A 24,528-nucleotide genomic window follows, 5' to 3' on the forward strand; every position below is an offset into this window, starting at 1 on the left:
TTTATGTGGAAAAAGATACTTTGAGGGAAGATGCTGTTCACACCATGCAATCTTTTTCGGAACCCTAATTAAAGTTGCAGATCCTACCAGGGAAAACTGTAATTCTGCCTGGTAATTCTTTAGTTCACGTCGGGAACTAAGTAATCCACGCCGTGAACTACTTAATCCACGGCGTGAACTAAGTAATTCGCGACGTGAACTAAAGAATAAGGTGCGACATGTGTAAGTTGCTGTCAGAGGGTATTTGTTTTTTATATCCGGGCAGAGAAAAGAAAGGGCAAGCCAAATTAATTCGTAATTTTGTATCTCGTTACATGAAATCAAGTTGAAAGAAGTATGAATCGAAATATTTTGGCATTGTATCTGGTGAAACTTTCCAAATGGTTCTCGCTGGTGATGCCCATCATCGTATTGTTTTATGAAAAACATGGTTTGGGTTTGCATGATGTCTTTATCCTGAAGAGTGTTTATTCGGTAGCAGCCGTGACGTTGGAAATACCTTCGGGTTATCTGGCTGATGTATGGGGACGGAAGAAATGCCTGGTTTCGGGTTGTATCTTGTTCTTTATCGGTTATCTGGTTTATTCGTTTACTTCATCCTTTACGGCTTTTTTGGGTGCCGAATTGCTTTTGGGTATCGGACAGACACTTGTCAATGGAGCCGATTCTGCTTTATTATATGATACGACGGTGCACTACAAACGTGAAAATGAGTACTTGAAATACGAAGGGCGGATTACGATGATCGGGAATTTTGCCGAGGCTTTTGCCGGTATTTTCGGCGGTTTGCTGGCTGTTTATTCGTTGCGTTTTCCCTTTTATGCCCAGGCTTGTGTGGCGTTTATCGGGATACCAGCCGCCTTTGCCCTGCAGGAATTTAATACAAAAGGAAAGGTGCAGAGTCCGGTAGCCGAGATCATCCGGATTATTAAATACTCGTTGTTTACGAATCGACAGTTGTGTTGTAATATTATGTATTCGGGCATTATCGGAGCTGCTACGCTGACGATGGCCTGGTTTGTACAGCCGGTTTTGATGTATCTCGAGACACCGACTTCCTGGTTTGGCGTGATTTGGACGGTATTGAACCTGATTGTAGGTGTAGCGGCCTTGTATTCGGATAAAATAGAGCATCGGTTGGGCATGAACAAAATGAATCTGCTGATTTTGGTCTGCATAGCCGGAGGTTATCTGGCCTTGGCCTACAATCTGACTTATTGGGGATTGGCTATTTTGGCGTTATTCTATATTGTACGGGGCTTTGCAACGCCGGTTTTGAAAGGATACATCAATCAGCTGACTTTTTCGGACATGCGTGCCACGGTCTTGTCGATCCGGAATTTCGTTATCCGCTTGATGTTTGCCGGAGCTGCGCCGTTTGTCGGTTGGCTGAATGATATGTATTCGTTGAAGACAGCATTGCTGGCATCGGCAGGAATTATCTTTATCCCCGGACTTATATTCCTTCTTTTGAGCTTCGAAGTCAATCATAAAAAGGAAGAGTAGGGAAAAGGAGAGGCCGATTTAGAGTTCGATCTCGTCTCCCGAGATCAATCCGTTCATGATGGCATAGAATGTAAGCCCCGAAACCGTTTTAATTCCCAGTTTTGCTGTAATATTTTTCCGGTGGGTAAGAACTGTATTCAGACTGATATTCAGATGTTCGGCAATTTCTTTATTGGTATGCCCACGAACAATTTGCTGAAGAACGTTTATCTCCCGGCCGGATAAGTCTTTGTTATTGGTCTCAACTACGTTGTTCGTATTCTCGGCAAGTAAGACTTGTTCGATTTGTTCGATCATCGTTTCTATGGAACTTCGCGTAGAAATCAGATTATTGGCCGTGCCGCTGGTTTCCACCTTATCCACCAGAACAATGGTTTTATTCCGGCGGGGAAGAAAATAATCCCCATGAATCAGGAATGTTTCAGCATCCGTGAAATAGAAATCGAACCAGTCCGGCTGCTTCTCTGCCAATGCCTGCATATTGGGAAAATAAGAAATCTGTAAGGGAGAGAAATACTCTTTCAACAGGCAATCGAGCCCATAAAACTGAAGCATGTCTGCTAATATGATGGCTATTTGCTTATTCCTGGCCATTGGATTACGAAACTTTAACGGGTCTTGATGAGAAGTTCCATTTTATGTACAATCGGAGAGAGGATACGATAACGGATCCGGTTATGTTGTTTGATGTCTTTTTCCAGACTGTTGACTGCAAAAATAACGGCATAACAAAGATTCTCGTTAAAATCGCCCGAAAGATGTTTGATCATGATGCTTTTCAAGTCGGCAAGTACCGCTTCCAGACTATCATCGTTCGTTTCCTGATCCGAGAACGACCGGATTTCTTCCTGGTTGAAAGAAATACTTTTCTGCAATTGTCCGCTTAACTGCAAACAATAAGGGAACCATTCCGATTCATCTTTCTTGATCTGTTCCGTTAAGTGCTCTTTAAAGGATTGGAAGAATTTGCCAATCAAATTCAAGGTTGCATTATTGGATTCGCTATGGGTAATGAACAAATCCAAATGCTTGGCAATATTCGGAATCTGGAACCTGAGGTAATATTGATTGGTCTTGTTTAAGTAATCAATGATTTGGGAAACGTGAAATGCCTGAAGCCGTTTCTCCGGGAAGTATTCTTCATTCAGGAACGTATTGATGATGATCAGGAGAAAATCTGTATCGATTTGGTGATCTTCACAAACTTCCCGAACTGTTTTATCCTGCAATCCCAGCCGAATACCTAAGCGGTTGATTACAGGAATGAGCGAGGTGTTTTCTTCTACCACCTCACTCATTGACATATTTGGTTGAATCAAAGCCATATTATGCTTCTACCCATTGTTTACGCAATAAATTCAAGGCATTGATAACGGTAGCTGCCCGGTCTTCACTCTGGCAACCGCACTCAAAGCTAACGTACTTGTTATAGCCAATAGCTTTCAATCCTTTGAATCCGTTTACATAATTATCAGCATCACCGTCTTCTCCCGGCATACTTCTACGCTTACGGCTTGCCACATGTACGTGTTGCAAGTATTCACCGGCAGAAATAAAGGCACCCATATCCGATGTTTCTTCCCAAGTCATGTGCCAGAAGTCGCCCATACAACGAACACCCGGATTATTGATATCCCGGCATAAAGAAGCCGCGTCGGCTACTTGACGTAAGTAGAAACATTCTTTCCGGTTTAACGGTTCGAAGATAACTGTTGTTCCATGTTCTTTGGCGAAGTTTCCCATTTCATTGAATTGTTCGCACAAGAAATCACGGGTTTCCATTGTATGCGGCATAACCGGAACTTGACCGTTGAATGCAGGTACAATGATAACTCCCGTAGAACCTAATTCTCCGGCAGCAGCAATGATTTCTTTCATCGTATCCATGCATTGCTTCCGAATAGCCGGATCAGTAGAAAGAATGAAACCTTTGAATCCGGCGCAGATCGCACTGATCTTGATGTTTCGTCCGTTTAATGCCTGTTTGAATTCATCCACGCGAGCCGCTAAATTACCACCGCCCGGTTCCAAGCCTACTACACCATTCTTTTCCATGAAGTCCAGTTTCTCATTCAAGCTTTCGCCCGGAGCAACACCTTCCTGTAAAGAGATATTCAGCTGTGCGGCCTTATTGAATTCGATACCACAAGCTTTTGGACAAGCAGCCGGTTCGGATGTTTCTGCCGGTTTGCCTGTACAAGAAGCAATGGCTGTACTTCCTACAGCCATTGCAGCACCTGAAAGAGTTGCTTTCAGGAAATTTCTTCTATTTACTGTCATACGCAATTATTTCTTGTCAACTGGTTTGCCAGGAACAGGAACAACGAATCCACTCATATCCATCTTACCCAAGTTCAAATCTTTTGGAGTGTAATCCAAAGCAGAAGCAGTCATAGCATCCCATGTTGTTTCTGCACCTGAATAAGCTGATTCACGTCCCATAATAGCAGCCATGTTAGCAACAGCTGTCTCAGAAGCCTGTTCGATCGGTTTGTTACCACGAATGCAATTAATCCAGTTTACATGTTCCAATACGTATGGATTAGTTTGCTTGTAGGTATTCTTTTCAGCTTCACTATCATATTTCCAAACGACATTACCTGCCAAATCTTTGATCTCCATGGTTGAACTATCCCAAGAACCTTTAGTTCCCTGGATGAATTCACTTACATTGTTGGCGCAACCATCTATCTGGCGGCACATACTGTGCAAGTGGATACCATTTTCCATTGTGAAGTCTACACTGAAGTTATCATACTGATCACCGGTCAGACGGCGTTGACGAGAACCGAAACCAACAGCTTTTACTGGTTTCAATCCGCTGAACCAAGTAAATACATCAATATTGTGAACGTGCTGCTCTACGATATGGTCACCAGATAACCATTTCCAGTTAACCCAGTCCTTAATCATCCATTCGCAATCGCTCCAGCCTTGCTGACGTTCACGATACCAAAGCATACTTTGATTCCAATATACGATACCACCAGTAATTTCACCGATAGCACCTTCCATAATCTTCTTGTATGATTCAACGTATGAACGCTGGTGATGACGCTGAGTTCCTGTAACTACGCGCAAATTCTTTGCTTGAGCTTGTTTGGCAGCAGCCATGATAGTTCTGTAACCAGCCGGATCAACACAAATCGGTTTTTCCAAGAAACAGTGTTTGCTCTTTTCAACTGCATACTGGAAATGTACCGGACGGAATACAGGAGGAGTTGCAACGATAACAACATCAACACCACTATCGATTAATTGTTTGTAGGCATCCAAACCAACAAATCGTTTGTCGGCAGGTATATCAATATTCTTTTCGCTCTTTAATTTGTCGGCCAAAGCATCAACTCTTTCTTTGAATGTATCAGCAAGAGCAACAATAGTAACGCCATTTGCTGCGTTCAAGAAGTCAAAAGCTGCTCCAGAACCACGGCCACCGCAACCAATAACACCGGCTTTGATTTCTTTGCCGTCAGTTGCTAAATCAGGTAATTCAGGAATATAATAAGTTCCCGGTTCTTTTAATGCCTTAGGTGCATCAGCCTGAGCATTTCCACCACCACAAGAGGTTAATAATGTAGCAGCACTACCGCCACCAATTGCACTTAATGCGCCAGCCATAGCTGAACTTTTCAGAAATGATCTTCTGCTAATTCCATTTTCCTTCTTCATAATATTGTTTGTTAAGTCAGCAATTATATTTTATGTGTTTTATTTCTTATTTGTCATATTCGCATACTACTCGGAAACCGATACCTTTAATGTCTGAATACCACCAGATACTCTTTGGTTGCTGCGGATCGGTCTTTAACCAAGCATCATGCTGTGTGCAAGAACGGGCTGCACAACGAACGTCGGCAGCATCGGATGTATAATTTCCTCCTCTCACTACCCATTCTTCGCCTTCCGTACAGATCGGATTAGAAACCTTTTCGCCTCCTTGTTTATATGCTTCCGGACTGTATTTGTCGGCGCAGTATTCCATTACGTTACCCAACATATTCTTTAAGCCGAATGGATTTGCCTTGACACTTGATGGCTCTTGTGTCTTGTTTTCACTATTCTTGGCATAGATAACGTATGAGCTGATACTGTCAGTTTCTGCATCGAAGAACTTTCTCCAGAATCCTTGGTCTGAGAAATCTTTTGGATTTCCTTCAAAGAAGTAAGGAGTTTCTTTTCCTCCTCTGGCTGCATATTCCCATTCAGCTTCTGTCGGTAGACGATATTTCTTTCCTGTTTTCTTAGACAACCATTGACAGAAGGTTTCTGCAGCATAATGAGTCATCGTAATAGCAGGTCTATCACCGCTTCCCCAGCCTTGGTCAGGGAATCCGAATGGAGGAGTAGGACCTGAGATTGCGTCTACGTCAGGATTGCTGTTGTTGGCATATACTTCTTCGGGCGGAGTTCGTCCTTCGCTCATTGTATTGGCAAAGAATGCCCAATACTGATCCCAAGTTACTTCGAATTCTGCCATGAAGAATTTATCCAATGTTACTTCACGTATCGGCGATTCATCCTCTTTATGGAAAGCTTCGTTTGCTGGACTACCCATCTTGAATGTACCACCAGGTATGGCTATCATATTGAATGAAACTGTTGTTCCTGGAATTTTCTCTGTGAAATTCTCGAAAGCAGTAATTGGAGTTGCTTCTTTATAGAACAGACTGGTATCAACTGCACTGGTAGAACTTTGAGCTCCCGGAATACCTGTCATCTTTCCGTGCGTATAATTCGGATTATAGTGACCGGCATCCAAGTGACAACTGATACACTGCAGATCTAGTTTCTTTTCATTCTCTTCATAATATAGGTGAGCAGTAATACCATCGTTGGTTATACCTTCCGGGAATAAGTTCTGGTGACAATCTTTACAAGACTCGTTGGGAATATATTTTACGGCGTGTTCCAATTCGGATTTCAATTCCCAATTGAAGTCAGCGCTGTCTTTAGTCAGGTATGACCATACATCTTTTAATCCGAGTTTTGCTTTCGCTGAATAATGATCCCAAGTATTTGATTGGGGAGGAAGGTGACACGCAACGCAATGAGTCGTTACGCCACTTCCATTGTTTACGTGCTTGGATAGTTTCCAGCTGTCATATACATGTGGATGTACATGACACATCATACATGAGTCATCTGAAGAAAAGTAAACAGATGCCTTGTATGTTCCGATCATTAATCCAGCACCAACACCAATGCCAACTAATAATATGAATGGTTTCCTTGTAAAAAAGTTTTTCTTCTTTTCAGAATTTGAACTGTTTCTCTGGCTCATTTTTCCGTTCGTGTTAAAATATGGTATTTTTAAGTCTAATATTTACTTCTACTTATACTTTCAGAATTAATACTTTTCTTCATCGAAAGTAAGCAGAATGTTTCCTTTTTGATTTGTCTGCTAAAACAAATCGGGAATAAAAGTAATACTTTCCTTATAAAAGAAAAACTTTTATTCCCGATTTAACGTAAAATAATAAAATGATTATGCTTTTTTAATCGCTATAACGCATTTTGAATGGGTTTAATTACAAACGTGAATTCGTAATCCTGATATGGAACCATGTATTTATCAAGTGGTAAAGCTCCCCAGCTATTAACACAGCCTAAGCCCATCTGTACTTTATCAATGCAGAAGTTAACACAATCGGTCTGCGGAACCAATTCTGAATGACGCTGGTCTTTTTCCAAACCATCATCAAGTGATTCCATCGTATAGTGTAAAGCACTTGCAGAGAACGGAGTTTTACCAACCAGCTGGATACCGTTACCGCCTTTGTTGGTTTGATTCCACCAGCGGATATCGGTCTTTGTTCCTGTTTCCTGCGGACGGATGTATGAATAGAATTGTTCATCTACCGTCTGCGCATATTTACCAATGTTCGTTGAGTTGTTTCTATCGGAATAGTTCTCGATAGGTCCGCGTCCGTAATATTGGATGTTCGACAGATTCTTGTTCAATGCTGCACGCATACCGAAGCGGAACATGTTAGAAACCTTCGCATTCTTGTCGGTTGTCATGCTTTGAGTGACTTCGATGGCTCCTTCCTTGTTGATCCGGTAGGTCAGTGTCAGTTTCGCAGAAACTGTAGGCATGTCATATTTGGCAGTAACGACTACCAAACCATTTTCTGTTGCATGTTCCAGACTTGTCAGTTTGATTTCCGGATTCTTCCAAGCCAAGTACTTCTTCTGCAAACCGGCTCCCATATCGTTGTCGGTCGGTGCACGCCAGAAATTAGGTGTCAGCTGAGCACCTTTGTCTAAGATTGAAAGACCGTTTACATCATACAGACTCAAATAACCGCTACGACGTTCAAAGTCGATGTGGAAGTTTTCTCCTTTGACGATCAGATAGTAGCTGTCATTATCTTCTACGACTGGAGCTGGAGTGTAATCGTGGGCGATCTTCTTTTCTGTCAGCAGATTTTCTGGAGCTTTGTATTCCCGAACGGATAATTGCTGCTGAGCCACAGCAAAACCTGCCGGCAATAATGTCTCTGTATTCTTCAGTTTGAATGCTACATTTAATAATACTTCCTTGCAAGGGCATATATTATCTAATGTATAATTCAACTTTTGATTGACAGTTTGCTGCGGACCCACTTTCAAGTCGTTGATGATGCCTGATTGCAATACTTCTCCGTTGGCCAATAACTGCCATTCTGCGTAGAAGTCGCTCAGGTCTCTGAAGAAGTTTTCGTTATAGATGCTGATTTCACCTTTCTGCAGATCAACAGGTTTTACCCAGATGTTCTGATAGATGTAACCCACTTCGTGTGCATGTGGATTCGGAACACGGTCCGGACTGATCAATCCATTGTTCTGGAAGTTATTGTCAGAAGCATCATACCGGTTAAAGTCTCCACCGTAACCATAGAATTCTTTACCGTCTTTGGTATACCATCTGGCCGACTGGTCAACGAAGTCCCAAATAAAACCTCCCTGGTATTTCGGATATTTACGAACTAAATCCCAATATTCCTTGAATCCTCCTTGAGAGTTACCCATCGCATGTGCATATTCGCATTGGATAAGCGGTTTGTCGATGTTACCTTTGCTGTAGTTCTCGCAGCTTTCGTATGAATAGTACATCGGGCAGAAAATATCTGTATATTCATTGGTTCCGGCTTGTTCGTATTGGACAGCACGGGTCTTGTCTTCTGCTTTGATCCATTTGTAACATGCTTCGAAGTTCGGACCGAAACCGGCTTCGTTACCTAATGACCAGAAGATAATAGACGGATGATTATAGCCGCGTTGTACGTTGCGCTGATTGCGTTCGAGGTGAGCTTTGGCAAACAACGGATTCTTTGCCAGTGTCTCATCGCCATACCCCATACCGTGTGATTCGATATTGGCTTCTGCAACTACGTAGATACCATATTCATCGCACAAGTCATACCACAAGTTGTTATCCGGATAGTGGCAAGTTCTGACGGCATTGATATTTAATTCCTTCATCCGTTTGATATCTTGAATCATCCGTTCTCTGGAAACAACATATCCTTTATCCGGATCCATTTCATGACGGTCTGCACCTTTGAACAGAACAGCCTGACCGTTGACCAATATTTGGCCGTTTTTCAATTCGATCTTGCGGAAACCTACTTTTACAGGAATAGATTCGATGATCTTTCCGTTTTCCTGCAGGTTCGCAACCAAGGTATAAAGGTTAGGTGTTTCGGCTGTCCATTTGGCCGGATTACTGACAGTCATACTTACTGTCTGTTTGCCGGAGCCTTTAACTTGAGCCGTTGTCACTTCTTTTCCTTCTTTGTCGAGCAACTTCAAATCAACCGTTCCTTTACCTTTCATCTGGATATCGATCTGAAGTGTACCATCTTTGTATTGTGCATCCAAGTCGGGAGTGATGCGGATATCTTCGATATGGTTAGCAGTACGTGTATATAAGTAGCAATCACGTCCTACACCTGAATAACGGAAGAAGTCTTGATCTTCCAGATAAGTACCGTCGCACCAGCGGAATACTTGGAAAGCAATGATGTTTTTACCCGGGCGCAGATATTTTGTCAGATCAAATTCGGCTTCCAGTTTGCTGTCTTCGCTGTAACCAACAAACTTACCGTTGACCCACAGATACATATTAGAAGTAACAGAACCGAAGTGAGCCATGATCTGACGTCCTTTCCAGTCGGCAGGAAGTTCTATTTCTTTACGATAGGTACCTACATGGTTGTTGACAGTCGGTACATACGGCGGATTGTTCTTATACTGGCTTCTCCAAGGATAACCAACGTTTACATAAATCGGATCACCATATCCGTTGAGTTCCCATACACCGGGAACCTGAATGTTGTCCCAACCTTTGTCATTGAAATCTACTTTGTAGAAATCCGTAGGGCGTTGGTCGGCATTCTGAACCCAATTGAATTTCCATGTGCCGTTCAGCGTCATGTAATTGTCTGATGCCAGACGACAACCCTTTAATGCTGCTTGTTCAGATTCGTAAGCGAAGTAGTTAGTGTGCATTGCCGCACGATTGATGGCATTGACATTCGGATCTTGCCATTCCGGTTGTTGTGCGAATGCAGTTAGCCCCACAGAAGCGAGGGCGCAAATTAGTACTTTACGTGTCATGATATTGTATTTAAAAATTTATGCAAAAATAAAAATAAAGGGAGAATGTACAACTATAAAAATCAATTATTCATCCTTTCTTTTGACATAGACTTTGTTTGTTCCCATGCCGGAAACCGTAATTCCACTGTTCGGATCCTGCCGGAAACGTTGCAATTCCCGTGTTGCTGTCGTACGACTTAACCCGGTCAGTTGTACATAATCGGCAATACGCATCAGGGTATGCGTCGATAAATACTGCTGGGCAAGGGCCAATCGTTCTTGTTCGCTATAACGGGAGCTGTGTAAAACACTGTTTCCTCCGCGTTTCAGATTACAATGCCGGTTGGTTCGCCGGATTAATTCCTGGCTGGCTCTGAAATTAACGCCGTTCACTTCAATGCTCCGGGCATTACGTTCGGGAGCATCTTCTTCAACCGTTTCGGTTTCCTTGTCGGCCGAAAGTCCCAATGTAGGTTTGAAAGTACCTACACCGTCGATTGTAACCGTATAACCTTGTCCCATGTAATAAGCCAACTTTTCGGCCATGTTACTTAGTACGTGCAACACACTTCCTTCGCTCAATCCGGAACCCGGTTGGGCAAGTTCGCTGACAAATTCCCGCATGTTGATGCGCTGATACGTTTTCATTCTATAGAATGTACGTTTTTTTCCAGACCCGTCCAGGTCGTTCATTTCTTGTTTGATGTATTCTGCCATGATAAGATTAGGTATGATTCATGTAATTTACGGAGAGCAAAATTTGCTTTCCGCGCAGGGTAAAGGTACGAAATAATTTAGATAAAAATGCAATCCTTCTGGAAATTCTTTAGTTCACGTCGTGGATTACTTAGTTCACGTCGTGGATTACTTAGTTCACGTCGTGGATTACTTAGTTCACGCCGTGAACTAAAGAATATGTTACGGGAAAACTGATTTTATATCCTTTGTGGAAGATGTTTTTATCGGAGGATTAATGGGAATCGGATAGAGTAAAGTAGGAGAGATGCATATCGTTCGAGTATATAAAAAAGAAAGAGGTCATCTTCCCACGCAGGGAAAACAACCTCTTTCCATATAGATACAAAATTAATCTTGCTGATTATTAGTCACGCTTACCTAACTTATGGTCGATGATACCGTAATGATGATCGCCATAGTTCTTCAAGTCGTCCAAAATACCTTTAGCTGTTGATTCTTCTTCTACTTGTTCACGAACAAAACCGAACAAGAAATCTCTTGAAGCATGGTCTTTATCTTCTTCTGCGATATCAACCATTTTGTCAATCAACTCAGAAACATATTTTTCGTGCTTATAAACGTGTTCGAACACTTCTACCGGAGAACCCCAAGCCGTTGGCACAACATTTACCTGACCAATCATGATATCACCGCCGCGGTCAATACAATAATTGATCATCTTGTGTGCATGTTCCAATTCTTCGCTGGCTTGTTTTTCCATCCAGTGAGCAAAACCGTTCAAACCTTCTTTCTTGAAATAAACAGCCATAGACAAATACAGATTAGAAGACCACATTTCTGCATTCACCTGCGCATTAAATGCTTCTGATAATTTTGTGCTTAGTAACATGATAGATACGTTTTAATAGTTAGTTTATTTTCTAATGCAAATGTCGCATTAATGTTTATAATAAACCAAATCTTCCCGATTAAATTTGTTTATGAACGTATAAATTTTGTCTATTTCAGCTTCTCCGTAATTGATATACACTTCGGCAGAACGACGATAGCTTTCGTCTTTGTTTGCATCCTGAAGCAACAGATATCCAAATACACAATGCGCACCAGCCTCAACCAAACGGCGTGCCTGGAAGTCAATGTATTCGGTATCTTTGGTGCCTGCTACTGCATCTACCAGTTCGGCATATTTAGAAGTCATTGCCTGCAGGCGACTTTGCAACGGTTTCAACGCTTCGTTGTATTCAATCTTGTCGTATTCGTGCAACTGGTTAAGATAAGTTCCGGTTGTGACGTGGCGGATTGCTGCTACGACCTGCAACTGAGTCGTACCTTCGTAAATATTGGTGATGCGGGCATCGCGGTACAAACGTTCGCAAGTATAGTCTTTCATGAAACCGGAACCACCGTGAATCTGAATGGCATCGTAAGCATTCTGATTGGCAAACTCGGTGGTCATGCCTTTACCCATCGGTGTAAAGGCGTCGGCCAGCTTACTGTATTTCTTCAGTTCCTGGCGTTCTTCCGGAGTCAGTTTACGCTCTTTGGAAATATCATCGAGTGCTTTGTACACATCTACGAAACGAGCTGTTTCGTAAAGCATAGCACGTGAAGCATCCGCCTTGGCACGCATCAGTGAAAGCATTTCGTAGATAGCCGGGAACTGTATGATCGCTTTACCGAACTGCTTACGGTCGAGAGCATAAGCGTAACCTTCCCGATAAGCTGCTTCGCTTAATCCGACAGCCTGAGCCATGATACCTAAACGGGCACCATTCATCAAAGCCATGACATATTTGATCAGACCTAACTTACGGTCACCGCAAAGTTCTGCCTTAGCATTCTTGAATACCAATTCACAAGTAGGAGAACCTTTGATACCCATCTTGTTTTCAATGCGGCGAACATTAACACCTCCGTTGCGTTTGTCGTAAATAAACATAGACAAACCACGACCATCATGTGTTCCTTCTTCCGAACGAGCCAGTACCAGATGAATATCTGCGTCGCCGTTGGTGATGAAACGTTTTACGCCATTCAAGTACCAGCAGTTGTCTGCTTCGCTGAATGTCGCTTTCAACATGACAGACTGCAAGTCAGAACCGGCATCCGGTTCAGTCAAGTCCATTGACATCGTTTCGCCGGCACATACGCGCGGAATGTAACGCTGACGCTGGTCTTCGCTACCAAATTCGTACAATGTTTCGGCACAGTCCTGCAAACCCCAAAGGTTTTCAAAGCCGGCATCTGCACGAGAAACCATATCGGCAGCCATAATATAAGGTACAATCGGGAAATTCAGACCGTCATAACGGCGAGGCATGGCAATACCCATCAGGCCGGCTTTACGTACGGCATCCAGGTTTTCCTGAGTTCCTTTGGCATAAGTCACACGACCATTTGCTACAGAAGGACCTTCATGATCTACACTTTCAGCATTGGGTGCGATGATGTCTCCACAGATTTCACCAACGATTTCCAATACTTTTTCATAACTATCCATGGCATCCTCAAAATCCTGAGGTGCATAATCATATTTATCTTTATCGGCAAAGCCGCGTTCTTTCAGCTCAACAATACGCTCCATCAACGGATGATGCAGGTGGTGCTTCAGGCTGGGATTATCTAAATAAAAGTTAGCCATATCTTATTTACTATTCTTTTTGTAATACTTGATCATCTTCGGAATCACTTCTTCAACGGTACCGTTGATAACATAGTCGGCAATCGTATTGATCGGGGCATTTTCATCATTATTGATAGAAATGATAATACCCGCATCCTGCATACCGGCAATGTGTTGGATTTGTCCGGAGATACCACATGCAATATATAATTTCGGACGAACCGTTACACCGGTTTGACCAATCTGACGATCGTGTTCACAGAATCCAGCGTCAACAGCTGCACGGCTGGCGCCGACTTCAGCATGAAGTTCTTTTGCCAATTCGAACAACATGTCGAATCCTTCTTTTGATCCCATGCCGTAACCACCGGCGATGACGATAGGAGCACCTTTCAAGTTGTGCTTAGCTTTCTCAACATGACGGTCGATAACTTTTACAACGAAGTCTGTTTCCGGAACATATTTCGCTACATCATGGCGGATAACTTCGCCCTGATAGTTCGGATCCAATACTTCTTTCTTCATCACACCTTCACGAACAGTGGCCATTTGCGGGCGATGTTCCGGATTGATGATCGTAGCAACGATGTTACCACCGAAGGCCGGACGAATCTGATACAACAGGTTTTCGTATGTCTTACCGGCTTTCTTATCTTCGTGTGAACCAATTTCCAAAGAAGTACAGTCGGCTGTCAAACCACTGGTCAGGGCAGAAGAAACACGAGGACCTAAATCGCGTCCGATAACAGTTGCTCCCATCAGACAGATCTGCGGTTTTTCTTCCTTAAACAAATTGATTAGAATGGAAGCGTGAGGCAAAGTAGTATAAGGGAAAAGTCCCGGAGCATCGAATACATGTACTTTGTCAACACCGTATGGAAGCACTTGGCTTTCTACACCGTTCAAGTTTGTACCGGCAATGATGGCTTCCAGCTGGCAGCCCAATTGATTGGCTAATTTTCTACCTTTTGTCAGTAGTTCGAGACTTACATCAGCAACGGTTGTGCCTTCAAGTTCACAATATACAAATACGTTATTCATAGGTATATTTTTATCCAATCGTATGATTGGCTAACAGTTCAACAATCAAATCTTCAATATCTTTATCCGAGCTGGTCAGAGTCTTGCTTTCCTTGGCCTGGAAAACAATGTTCTGGATAGACTTAACCTTTGTCGGAGAACCCGACAAGCCACATTGTTTCAAGTCGCCATTCACGTCGGCTACACTCCATTCCGGAATATTCAGATAAGGACGAGTCTCATATAATTCCGCATATTTAAGAGCGGGAGTTCCATCAGGATGGCAAGCTGGAGCCGGCGCTTTTTCCTGTTTTCCTAATGCTCGTTTATACTTTTGTACCAGTTTGGCATTACGCGGACGGCAAGGAGCTGCTGAACCATTTACGGTAATGACGATAGGCAGCGGACCTTCAACCGTTTCTACACCACCGTCAATATGACGTTTTACCGTAATACGCCGGTTCTCTTCATCAACATTCAGGATTTCTTCGGCATACGTAATCTGTGTCAGGCCCAGTTTCTCTGCTACCTGCGGACCAACTTGAGCCGTATCACCGTCAATTGCCTGTCGACCTCCGATGATGACATCGTAATCTTGGATCTTCTTGATGGCAGTAGCCAGTGCATACGATGTTGCCAGCGTATCAGCTCCGGCGAAAGCTCTGTCGGTAAGTAGATAACCTCCGTCAGCACCACGATATAAACCTTCTCTGATTATTTCTGCTGCACGACCCGGACCCATTGTCAACAGTGTGACAGTTGATCCCGGATGTGTGTCTTTCAGGCGTAAAGCCTGTTCTAAAGCGTTCAGGTCTTCTGGATTGAATATGGCAGGAAGTGCGGCACGGTTAACAGTTCCGTCTTCTTTCATGGCATCCTTTCCGACATTTCGTGTGTCGGGAACCTGTTTTGCTAATACAATAATTCGTAAACTCATTTTATTGGATATTATATTCGTTTTTTCTTTGCTTGCAAAAGTAATTATTAAATTGAGATTAGGAAAGAATGTATCAAAAAATCACTAATTGTAGTGATTGTCTGGTTAGGCAAATTGTCTTTCCTTTGCAATCGAAAACAATATACCAAGTAGTGGAAATGAAAAAAGAACAAATGTTCATCGCGACAATTCTGTTGGCAGGCTCAGAATTTGTCATGGCGGATGAAATCAATCCTAAAGATACGATCCGTACATATAATATAGAAGAAGTTGTCCTGACGTCTTCAACAAAAGAGACGAACGATTTGCGGAAACTTCCCGGTTCTGTAACGATTTTATCGCCCCAGCAGATTATCGGGCGGCAGATAGATGCCTTGAAAGACATCAGTTCGTTTGTGCCGAATCTCTATATGCCCGACTACGGAGCCAAATTGACTTCAGCCATTTATATTCGTGGTATTGGAGCCCGAAGCAGCGGACAGTCTATCGGGATGTATGTTGATAACGTTCCTTATCTGGATAAAAGTACATTCGACTTTGAACTGACCGATATCCAGCGGATTGAAGTATTGCGTGGTCCGCAAGGAACCTTATATGGACGTAATGCTATGGGTGGTATTGTCAATATTTATACGATTTCTCCCTTTGATTTCCAAGGAAAAAAGCTTTCAGTCTCGGCTGGTAACTACGGACAGGTTAAAGTAAAGGCTTCGCATTATGGTGTAATCAATGATAAGTTCGGGTTTACTGCCGGTGTGTATTACGATCGGAACAGTGGTTTCTTTACGAATGAATATACGGGGAAGAAAGCCGATAATGAACAATCGGTTGGTGGACGTATCCGCTTGGAGGGTCGTTTTAATCCTAATTTCCGGATGGCTTATACTTTGTCTGCCGATTATTCGGATCAAGGCGCTTTCCCTTATGGTTTATATGATGCGGCTTCCGGATCGGTTGCACTGGTGAATATCAACGATCCTTCGTCTTATACGCGAACCATGGTAGCCAACAGCCTTTTGTTGGAGTATAAGACAGATCAGATATTGTTAAGCAGTACAACCGGTTATCAATATCTGAATGACGATATGCTGATGGATCAGGATTTCTCTCCTAAATCAATCTTTACCTTGAATCAGAAACAGAAACAGCATGCATTCAGTGAAGAAGTAGCGATAAAAAGTAATTCGGCCCAGAATTATCAGTGGTCATTTGGTCTGTATGGCTTTTATAATAGCTTGAATACCGACGGACCTGTTACATTCAAGGAAGATGGTATCAAAGAAGTTCTGCAACCGGTATTCGACAAAATCAAGGAAGATGCTGATAATCCGAAAATGCCTGCCCTGAAGATTACGGACAAAGAATTGTATATCCCGGGTAACTTTGATACACCTTCGTTTGGATTGGCTCTTTTCCACCAGTCAACATACAATAATCTTTTCGTTGATGGTTTATCAGTAACGGCAGGTGTCCGTTTGGATTATGAAAAACAGAAATTAGGATATACGGGAGAAGCCAAAATGAACATGGCGGCCAGTTTCGGAGAAACAGAAATACCGTTGAGTTCCTTCTATGATGCTACCGTGATGGATGTACACGCTTCGCAGGATTTCTGGGAATTTTTGCCGAAGGTCTCATTGAAATATGAATGTTCTCCTTCTACATATACATACGTATCGGTAGCGAAGGGATATAAAACGGGCGGTTATAACGTACAGATGTCGGCAGATGTGATGCAGGCTCAGATGAAATATGATATGATGTCTGCTTTCAGTTCGATGATTCCGGTTGAAATCGAAAAGCCAACTCCCGTGGAAGAAGTCGCTGCCTATAAGCCGGAAAAGAGCTGGAATTACGAATTGGGTATCCGAAGTGAGCTGATCAAGAATCGCCTGAGTACGGAGCTTACTACCTTTTTGATGGATATTCAGGATTTACAGATAACCAAGTTTGTGAATAGTGGTAACGGACGAGTCTTGGCCAATGCAGGAAAAGCGCGTAGCTTTGGTGTAGAAGCTTCGGCTCATGCTTTACTGGCGACAGGTTTGACGGCCGATTTGAATTATGGTTATACGCATGCGACTTTCCGAGATTATAATAATGGAAAGGATGACTTCAAAGGGAATTATGTTCCTTATACGCCGCGTCACACCATGAGTTTGGGCTTGCAATATTCAAAAAGTCTACAAGGCAAATGGCTGGACCAAGTCTATGCTTCAGCTCAGTTAAACGGAACGGGGAAGATCTTTTGGACAGAATATAATGATATCAGCCAGAATTTTTATCTGACCTTAAATGCGCGGGCAGGCGTTCGTAAAGACAAAATCAATGTGAGTGTCTGGTCTAAGAACTTAACGAATACGACTTATTCTGCCTTTTACTTTGAATCGTTTGGCAATCCGTTTATCCAGCTGGGAAAACCCTTGCAAGTAGGAGTAGAAGTATCGCTGACTCTGTAAGAACGACGACTTATGTAATATTTTCTGCTTTTCTAGGGAGAAAAGGATAATCGTTGGCGTTTTAGTTTGTACTTTTGTGGGCTAAATACACAGATTGTGATGGAACAACATTCTCAAAACATTAACAAAGTAATTGTCCGTCCGTTGCAGATGACGGATTATAAGCAGTTAGCTCAATCGTTCAGACGTGTTTATTCTGATGGTTCGGATGTGTTCTGGACGAAAGAGCAGATCGAAAAATTACTTACTATTTTCCCCGAAGGACAGGTTGTAACGGTTGTTGATAATAAGATAGTTGGTTGTGCCCTTTCAATTATCGTTGATTATGATCGTGTCAAGAATGATCATACTTATGCCGATGTAACAGGGAAAGAAACTTTCAATACACATAATCCGAAAGGTAATATTCTATATGGTATAGAAGTCTTTATACATCCGGATTATCGTGGATTACGTCTGGCCCGTCGTATGTATGATTATCGGAAGGAACTTTGCGAAAGCCTGAACTTGAAAGCGATTATGTTTGGTGGACGTATTCCGAATTATCATAAATATGCGGATGTCATGCGTCCCAAAGAATATATCGATAAGGTCCGCAAGAAAGAAATATATGATCCGGTTCTGACGTTCCAGTTGTCAAACGATTTCCATGTGCGAAAAGTGATGACTAATTATCTGCCGAACGATGAAGAGTCAAAGCATTATGCGACCTTGTTGCAATGGGATAATATTTACTATCAGCCGAAACCAGAAGTGATTGCTTCAAAAACAACGGTTCGGGTAGGTTTGGTTCAATGGCAGATGCGTCCGTATAAGAGCTTAAATGACGTCTTCGAGCAAGTTGAATTCTTTGTGGATGCAGTGTCGGACTATAAAAGTGATTTCATCCTGTTCCCGGAATATTTCAATGCTCCGCTGATGGCAAAATTCAATCACATGAGTGAGTCAGAGGCTATCCGTGAGTTAGCTCAGTATACGGATGAGATGCGGAAACGCTTTGTTGAGCTGGCTATCAGTTATAATATCAATATCATTACAGGAAGTATGCCTCAGATCCGTGAAGACGGTTTATATAATGTAGGATTCTTATGCCGTCGGGATGGTTCTTATGAGACATATGAGAAAATTCATATTACACCGGATGAAGCTAAAAGCTGGGGACTTTCGGGAGGAAAGAAAGTACAAACCTTTGAAACGGATTCAGCTAAGATAGGTGTCTTGATTTGTTATGATGTTGAGTTCCCGGAATTATCCCGTATCATGGCTGAACAAGGGATGCAGATATTGTTCGTTCCTTATTTAACTGATACGCAGAATGCCTATTCAAGAGTTCGGGTCTGTGCTCAGGCTCGTGCCATTGAAAATGAATGTTTCGTAGTCATTGCCGGTAGTGTGGGTAACTTACCGCGTGTACACAATATGGATATTCAGTACGCTCAGTCGGGAGTCTTCACTCCGTGTGACTTTGCCTTCCCAACGGATGGAAACCGGGCAGAAGCAACACCGAATACTGAAATGATTCTGGTATCGGATGTCGATCTGGATTTGTTGAGTGAATTACATACCTATGGAAGCGTACGCAATTTGAAAGATCGCCGGAATGATTTGTATGAAGTTCGATTGAAAAAAAATAAATAAGCATTTAAACAAAGACACGAAGATAACGCCGTTCGTATGAACACGCGGACTTCGTGTCTTTTGTATATAATTATAAAGGTAAATGGCAAAGACAAAGACGGTTTATGTTTGTTCTCATTGCGGGGCTGATTCTCCGAAATGGTTAGGGAAATGTCCGAATTGCGGAGAATGGAATACGTATGTGGAAGAGGTTGTTACGAAAGAAGTCCCTTCTGCCAAGCGTCCGGTTCCTTCCGGTTTGAGCGAAAGAGGACAGGCGCGTCCGGTATTGCTTCGGGATATTACAGCGGAGAAGGAAGACCGATTGGATTTGAAAGACCAGGAGTTGAACCGTGTGTTGGGCGGTGGCTTGGTGAAAGGATCTTTGGTATTGATTGGCGGTGAACCGGGAATCGGAAAATCTACCTTGGTTTTGCAGACAATCCTCAAGTTGCATGATTTGAAAGTCTTGTATGTTTCCGGGGAAGAAAGTTACCGTCAGTTGAAAATGCGGGCGGATCGTCTGGCTCCAGATAGTCAGAATTGCCTGATCTTATGCGAGACCAATCTGGAACAGATATTCGTGCAGGCTCAGAATGTGCAACCCGATTTGTTGATTATCGATTCTATTCAAACGATTTTTACCGAGCTGGTCGAATCTTCTCCGGGCAGTGTTTCTCAGGTGCGCGAGTGTAGTGCTGCGATTCTGAAGTTTGCCAAGGAAAGCGGAGTGCCGGTATTGCTGATCGGTCATATTAATAAGGAAGGAAGCATTGCCGGACCTAAGGTGTTGGAACATATCGTTGATACCGTTTTACAGTTCGAAGGCGACCAACATTATATGTATCGGATTCTTCGCAGTATCAAGAACCGTTTCGGTAGTACTGCCGAATTGGGAATTTATGAGATGCGGCAAGAAGGTTTGCGCGAGGTAAGTAATCCATCGGAATTATTGCTTACGCAGAACCATGAAGGATTGAGTGGAGTAGCCATTGCCGCTGCCATCGAAGGAATTCGTCCGTTCTTGATTGAAACGCAGGCTTTGGTAAGTTCCGCCGTTTATGGGACGCCGCAACGAAGTGCCACCGGTTTTGATATCCGGCGGATGAATATGTTGCTGGCGGTATTGGAGAAACGTGCCGGATTCAAGCTGGCTCAGAAAGACGTTTTCCTGAATATTGCCGGTGGTTTGCGTGTCAATGATCCGGCAATCGATTTGGCCGTGTTGGCAGCCGTTCTGTCGTCAAGTCTGGATATCTCCATCGAACCAGGCGTTTGTATGGCAGGTGAAGTAGGCTTGTCGGGCGAGATCCGTCCGGTAAATCGGATTGAACAACGAATCATGGAGGCAGAAAAGCTGGGTTTTTCCCGTATTCTGATTCCCTATAATAATTTGAAAGGTTTTGATACGAGCCGTTGCCGGATTCAGATTGTGCAGGTCCGGAAAGTGGAAGAGGCGTTCCGGCAGCTGTTCGGTTAATCTCGGTATAATTTATCATTGATTAATGATTGACTTACATGATTAAAGAAATACAATTACGCATATTGCCGGAAGAAGCTGCCAACGAGCAGGCTTTAAAGACGGTGCTTTCCCGGGAGTTGGCTTTATCGGTAACAGACATTCATGCTGTCCGTATTCTGAAGCGTTCGATCGATGCCCGGCAGCGCACGATATTTGTGAATCTGAAAGTACAGGCCTTTATTGAGGAAGATCCGACAACACCGGCTTATCAGTCGGTAACATACGGAGATGTTTCGTCGGGAAAGCCCGTAGTGATTGTCGGAGCAGGACCCGGAGGTTTGTTTGCTGCCTTGCGCGCCATCGAATTGGGACTTCGTCCGATTGTAGTAGAACGAGGCAAGAATGTACGGGAACGGAAAAAGGATATTGCCCGTATCAGTCGGGAACATCTGGTGAATCCGGAGTCGAATTACAGCTTCGGAGAAGGAGGTGCCGGCGCTTATTCAGACGGTAAACTCTATACGCGAAGTAAGAAGCGGGGTTCGGTCGAGAAGATCCTGAATGTATTCTGCCAACACGGGGCCAGTCCGTCGATCCTGTCGGATGCGCATCCGCATATCGGGACGGACAAACTGCCGCGTGTGATTGAGAATATGCGCGAACAAATCCTTCGGTCGGGTGGAGAAGTACACTTTGAAACCCGGATGGACCGATTGATTATCCGCGACAACGAAGTGATCGGTATAGAAACACAGACAGGAGAGACATTTATGGGACCGGTTATTCTGGCCACAGGACATTCTGCCCGCGATGTCTATTATTATCTATATAATGCCCAAATCCCGATTGAGGCGAAAGGTATTGCCGTGGGCGTCCGTCTGGAACATCCGCAGCAATTGATAGATCAGATTCAATATCACCGGAAGGAAGGTAGAGGTAAGTATTTACCAGCTGCCGAATACAGTTTCGTCACACAAGTACAAGGACGAGGCGTTTATTCATTTTGTATGTGTCCGGGTGGTTTTGTTGTACCGGCAGCCAGCGGCCCCCGACAGATTGTTGTCAATGGAATGTCTCCATCCAACCGTGGGTCGTATTGGTCTAATTCCGGAATGGTTGTAGAAATCCGTCCGGAAGATTATCCCGAACTGATGAAAGGGCAGGAGATGAAAGTCCCGGCTGATTCGCCTTTGGCATTGATGGCTTTTCAGGAGCGGCTGGAAGAACTTTGCTGGCTCAACGGGAACCAGCGACAGACGGCTCCGTCTCAGCGGATGGACGATTTTATTCATAAACGCCTGTCGGCAGATTTGCCTGCCACATCCTATACGCCCGGCGTATTATCTTCGCCTCTTCATTTCTGGATGCCAGAATTTATCACCCATCGGTTGCGCGAAGGATTCCGTCACTTTGGGAAAGTCTCCAGAGGCTTTTTAACTAATGAAGCCCTGATGATAGGAGTGGAAACACGAACCTCTTCGCCCGTTCGTATCTTGCGTGATAAAGAACTCCTGCAACATGTCACTTTGCGTGGTCTTTTCCCTTGTGGAGAAGGAGCCGGATATGCCGGAGGCATTGTGTCGGCTGCTATTGATGGAGAACGCTGTGCCGAGATGGTGGCTGAATTATTGAAATAAGAAAAAGGAAAGATAATAGACATAAACAGAGCTTATGATAACCTATTTGATTTTGGGAATAACCGTAGTAGTCTCTTTCATCTGTTTTGGAAATCAGACGCTGGCGATGAAACTGGCCTTGAGTCCTTATCAGGTAATCCACCGACAGGAATGGTATCGGGTCGTTACCCATGGATTTGTACATGCCGATATGACTCACCTGGTGGTAAATATGTTTACCTTCTGGTCGTTCGGTACCTATATGGAGCAATACTACCAATACGTAGGACTTGGGAAGTGGGGCTTCCTTCTTTTGTATTTCGGAGGAATGATCTTTGCTTCTTCCTTTGATCTGGCGAAACAAAAAGACAATCCATATTATTTGTCTATTGGTGCTTCAGGAGCCGTTTCGGCCGTTCTGTTTTCTTCTATCTTTTTCGATCCATGGGGAAAAATCTATTTCTTTGCCCTGTTGCCTATACCGGGAATACTCTTCGGAGTCATTTACTTATTGTATTGTCAGTATATGGCCAAGCAGGCGAGCGACCATATCAACCATAATGCCCATTTCCTGGGTGCTTTGTTTGGCTTTTTACTGCCCGCTCTGTTAAACCCTTCGTTGGTGAAGTTATTCTTAGGAGCATTGATAGGACGATGAATAAACGGATACTAGGGTTGGCTTTTCCTTCGATTATTTCGAATATTACCGTTCCTCTGCTCGGCTTGGTGGATGTTTCCATCGTGGGACATTTAGGTTCGGCTATTTACATCGGAGCTATTGCTGTGGGTGGTATGTTGTTTAGTATGATCTATTGGATTTTCGGCTTTCTACGGATGGGTGCCAGCGGACTAACTGCCCAAGCCTATGGAAGACGTGATTTGGCAGAAGTTATCCTATTGTTTGTCCGTTCGCTAGGAATAGCCTTTGGACTGGCCTTGTTGCTGATCTTGCTTCAATATCCAATCCTGAAAGTCGCTTTTACATTGATTGATGCAACACCAGCTATTAAAGAACTGGCCTCTCTTTATTTCCGGATTTGTATATGGGGCGCTCCAGCGGTATTAGGTTTATATAGTTTTGCGGGTTGGTTTGTAGGTATGCAGAATTCGCGTTTCCCGATGTACATAGCCATTACACAAAATGTTGTCAATATTGCTGCCAGTTTGTTCTTTGTATTTGTCTGGAACCGTGGAGTAGCAGGCGTTGCCATGGGAACGCTGGTTGCCCAATATGCCGGATTGCTGATGGCTTCGTTATTATGGTATGGTTATTATCGCCGATTATGGCAAAAGCTGAACTGGCAAATGTTGACAGACTATGAGGCCATGCGTTCCTTTTTCATACTGAACCGGGATATTTTCTTCCGAACTTTATGTCTGGTCGCGGTAACAACTTATTTTACTTCTCGGGGAGCCGAACAAGGCGATATTATTCTGGCTGTAAATACGCTGATGATGCAGCTGTTTACCTTATATTCATACATCATGGATGGTTTTGCCTATGCAGGAGAAGCTTTGACCGGTCGCTATGTCGGCGCACATAATCAGGCAGACTTAACACGTATGATCCAGACTTTGTTTGCTTGGGGTGTTGGATTGGCTCTTGCCTTTACCTTATTATATGGTATAGGAGGAAGTTCATTCCTGAGCTTACTGACAAACGAACAAGAGGTATTGAATGCTTCTTCAGACTATTTCTATTGGGTACTGGCTATTCCATTAGCCGGCATGGCTGCCTTTTTATGGGATGGAATCTATATTGGAGCTACAGCTTCCCGCCAGATGCTATATTCGATGTTGGTTGCTTCGATTTCATTCTTTATTTTACAAGGAATATTTCAGCAACGAATGGGAAACCATGCCTTGTGGATGGCTTTTATCGCTTATTTGTTCCTGCGGGGTCTGGTTCAAACCGGATTGGCACGAAAGATTCTGTTGAAATCAGAGAGATGAATTAAAATAGATTATCTATTTTTGCGGACTTTAATAGGAGATTAGAATTG

At 43.3% G+C, this 24,528-nt stretch carries 18 protein-coding genes; 7 read left to right on the plus strand and 11 right to left on the minus strand.

The genetic code is table 11. The features are described from left to right. Nucleotides 1-336 precede the first annotated feature (336 nt). Entirely contained in the window at nucleotides 337-1,506 is a 1,170-nt protein-coding gene (locus MUN53_RS00080) for an MFS transporter (RefSeq protein WP_243322868.1), read from the plus strand. An 18-nt stretch (nucleotides 1,507-1,524) separates the two neighbouring features. On the opposite strand, the gene MUN53_RS00085 is transcribed toward MUN53_RS00080, so the two are convergent. From MUN53_RS00085 to MUN53_RS00135, 11 genes are all read right to left on the minus strand, one after another. After that, nucleotides 1,525-2,100, minus strand: coding sequence for a LuxR C-terminal-related transcriptional regulator (locus tag MUN53_RS00085; RefSeq protein WP_243322869.1), 576 nt, complete (start codon nucleotides 2,098-2,100; stop codon nucleotides 1,525-1,527). A 14-nt stretch (nucleotides 2,101-2,114) separates the two neighbouring features. Next, nucleotides 2,115-2,810 (minus strand): helix-turn-helix transcriptional regulator, encoded by a 696-nt coding sequence (locus MUN53_RS00090; protein ID WP_243323002.1) that lies wholly within the window; start codon nucleotides 2,808-2,810, stop codon nucleotides 2,115-2,117. 22 nt (nucleotides 2,811-2,832) lie between these two features. Then, nucleotides 2,833-3,786: a sugar phosphate isomerase/epimerase family protein gene (locus MUN53_RS00095; RefSeq protein WP_243322871.1), complete on the minus strand. Its 954-nt coding sequence runs from the start codon at nucleotides 3,784-3,786 to the stop codon at nucleotides 2,833-2,835. Nucleotides 3,787-3,792: 6 nt separating this feature from the next. Beyond that, entirely contained in the window at nucleotides 3,793-5,178 is a 1,386-nt protein-coding gene (locus MUN53_RS00100; protein ID WP_022455631.1) for a Gfo/Idh/MocA family oxidoreductase, read from the minus strand. A 46-nt stretch (nucleotides 5,179-5,224) separates the two neighbouring features. Further along, the gene (locus tag MUN53_RS00105) at nucleotides 5,225-6,790 is read right to left on the minus strand and encodes an SUMF1/EgtB/PvdO family nonheme iron enzyme (protein WP_243322872.1); all 1,566 of its coding nucleotides are present in this window, start codon (nucleotides 6,788-6,790) and stop codon (nucleotides 5,225-5,227) included. Between the two features lie 221 nt (nucleotides 6,791-7,011). After that, a complete protein-coding gene (locus tag MUN53_RS00110; RefSeq protein WP_243322874.1) occupies nucleotides 7,012-10,110 on the minus strand; it encodes a glycoside hydrolase family 2 TIM barrel-domain containing protein in 3,099 nt (1,032 codons plus the stop codon). 66 nt (nucleotides 10,111-10,176) lie between these two features. Then, nucleotides 10,177-10,809, minus strand: a complete 633-nt coding sequence (locus tag MUN53_RS00115; RefSeq protein WP_022455636.1) for an HU family DNA-binding protein — start codon at nucleotides 10,807-10,809, stop codon at nucleotides 10,177-10,179. Nucleotides 10,810-11,194: 385 nt separating this feature from the next. Further along, nucleotides 11,195-11,680, minus strand: coding sequence for a ferritin (locus MUN53_RS00120; protein WP_022455637.1), 486 nt, complete (start codon nucleotides 11,678-11,680; stop codon nucleotides 11,195-11,197). Nucleotides 11,681-11,728: 48 nt separating this feature from the next. After that, nucleotides 11,729-13,432, minus strand: a complete 1,704-nt coding sequence (locus tag MUN53_RS00125; RefSeq protein WP_243322876.1) for an acyl-CoA dehydrogenase family protein — start codon at nucleotides 13,430-13,432, stop codon at nucleotides 11,729-11,731. Between the two features lie 3 nt (nucleotides 13,433-13,435). Then, nucleotides 13,436-14,455, minus strand: coding sequence for an electron transfer flavoprotein subunit alpha/FixB family protein (locus tag MUN53_RS00130; protein WP_243322877.1), 1,020 nt, complete (start codon nucleotides 14,453-14,455; stop codon nucleotides 13,436-13,438). Nucleotides 14,456-14,465: 10 nt separating this feature from the next. Then, nucleotides 14,466-15,371 carry an electron transfer flavoprotein subunit beta/FixA family protein gene (locus MUN53_RS00135; RefSeq protein WP_022455640.1) on the minus strand — a complete coding sequence of 302 codons (906 nt, stop codon included), beginning with the start codon at nucleotides 15,369-15,371 and terminating at the stop codon, nucleotides 14,466-14,468. A 173-nt stretch (nucleotides 15,372-15,544) separates the two neighbouring features. Here MUN53_RS00135 and MUN53_RS00140 point away from each other — a divergent pair, with 173 nt between their 5' ends. From MUN53_RS00140 to MUN53_RS00165, 6 genes are all read left to right on the plus strand, one after another. Continuing rightward, complete coding sequence (locus tag MUN53_RS00140) at nucleotides 15,545-17,830, plus strand: TonB-dependent receptor (RefSeq protein ID WP_394803018.1); 2,286 nt, start codon at nucleotides 15,545-15,547, stop codon at nucleotides 17,828-17,830. Nucleotides 17,831-17,929: 99 nt separating this feature from the next. Continuing rightward, nucleotides 17,930-19,468: a carbon-nitrogen hydrolase family protein gene (locus tag MUN53_RS00145; protein WP_022455642.1), complete on the plus strand. Its 1,539-nt coding sequence runs from the start codon at nucleotides 17,930-17,932 to the stop codon at nucleotides 19,466-19,468. An 82-nt stretch (nucleotides 19,469-19,550) separates the two neighbouring features. Then, a complete protein-coding gene (gene radA, locus MUN53_RS00150) occupies nucleotides 19,551-20,927 on the plus strand; it encodes a DNA repair protein RadA (protein ID WP_243322879.1) in 1,377 nt (458 codons plus the stop codon). A gap of 38 nt (nucleotides 20,928-20,965) precedes the next feature. After that, nucleotides 20,966-22,546, plus strand: a complete 1,581-nt coding sequence (locus MUN53_RS00155) for an NAD(P)/FAD-dependent oxidoreductase (RefSeq protein ID WP_243322880.1) — start codon at nucleotides 20,966-20,968, stop codon at nucleotides 22,544-22,546. Nucleotides 22,547-22,580: 34 nt separating this feature from the next. Further along, nucleotides 22,581-23,183 (plus strand): rhomboid family intramembrane serine protease, encoded by a 603-nt coding sequence (locus MUN53_RS00160; RefSeq protein ID WP_243322881.1) that lies wholly within the window; start codon nucleotides 22,581-22,583, stop codon nucleotides 23,181-23,183. Then, nucleotides 23,180-24,478: an MATE family efflux transporter gene (locus MUN53_RS00165; RefSeq protein ID WP_243322882.1), complete on the plus strand. Its 1,299-nt coding sequence runs from the start codon at nucleotides 23,180-23,182 to the stop codon at nucleotides 24,476-24,478. Before MUN53_RS00160 ends, MUN53_RS00165 begins: the two co-directional genes overlap by 4 nt. Nucleotides 24,479-24,528 lie beyond the last annotated feature (50 nt).

It is taken from the genome of Parabacteroides faecalis, from assembly GCF_022809355.1.
Classification (GTDB): Bacteria; Bacteroidota; Bacteroidia; order Bacteroidales; family Tannerellaceae; genus Parabacteroides; species Parabacteroides faecalis.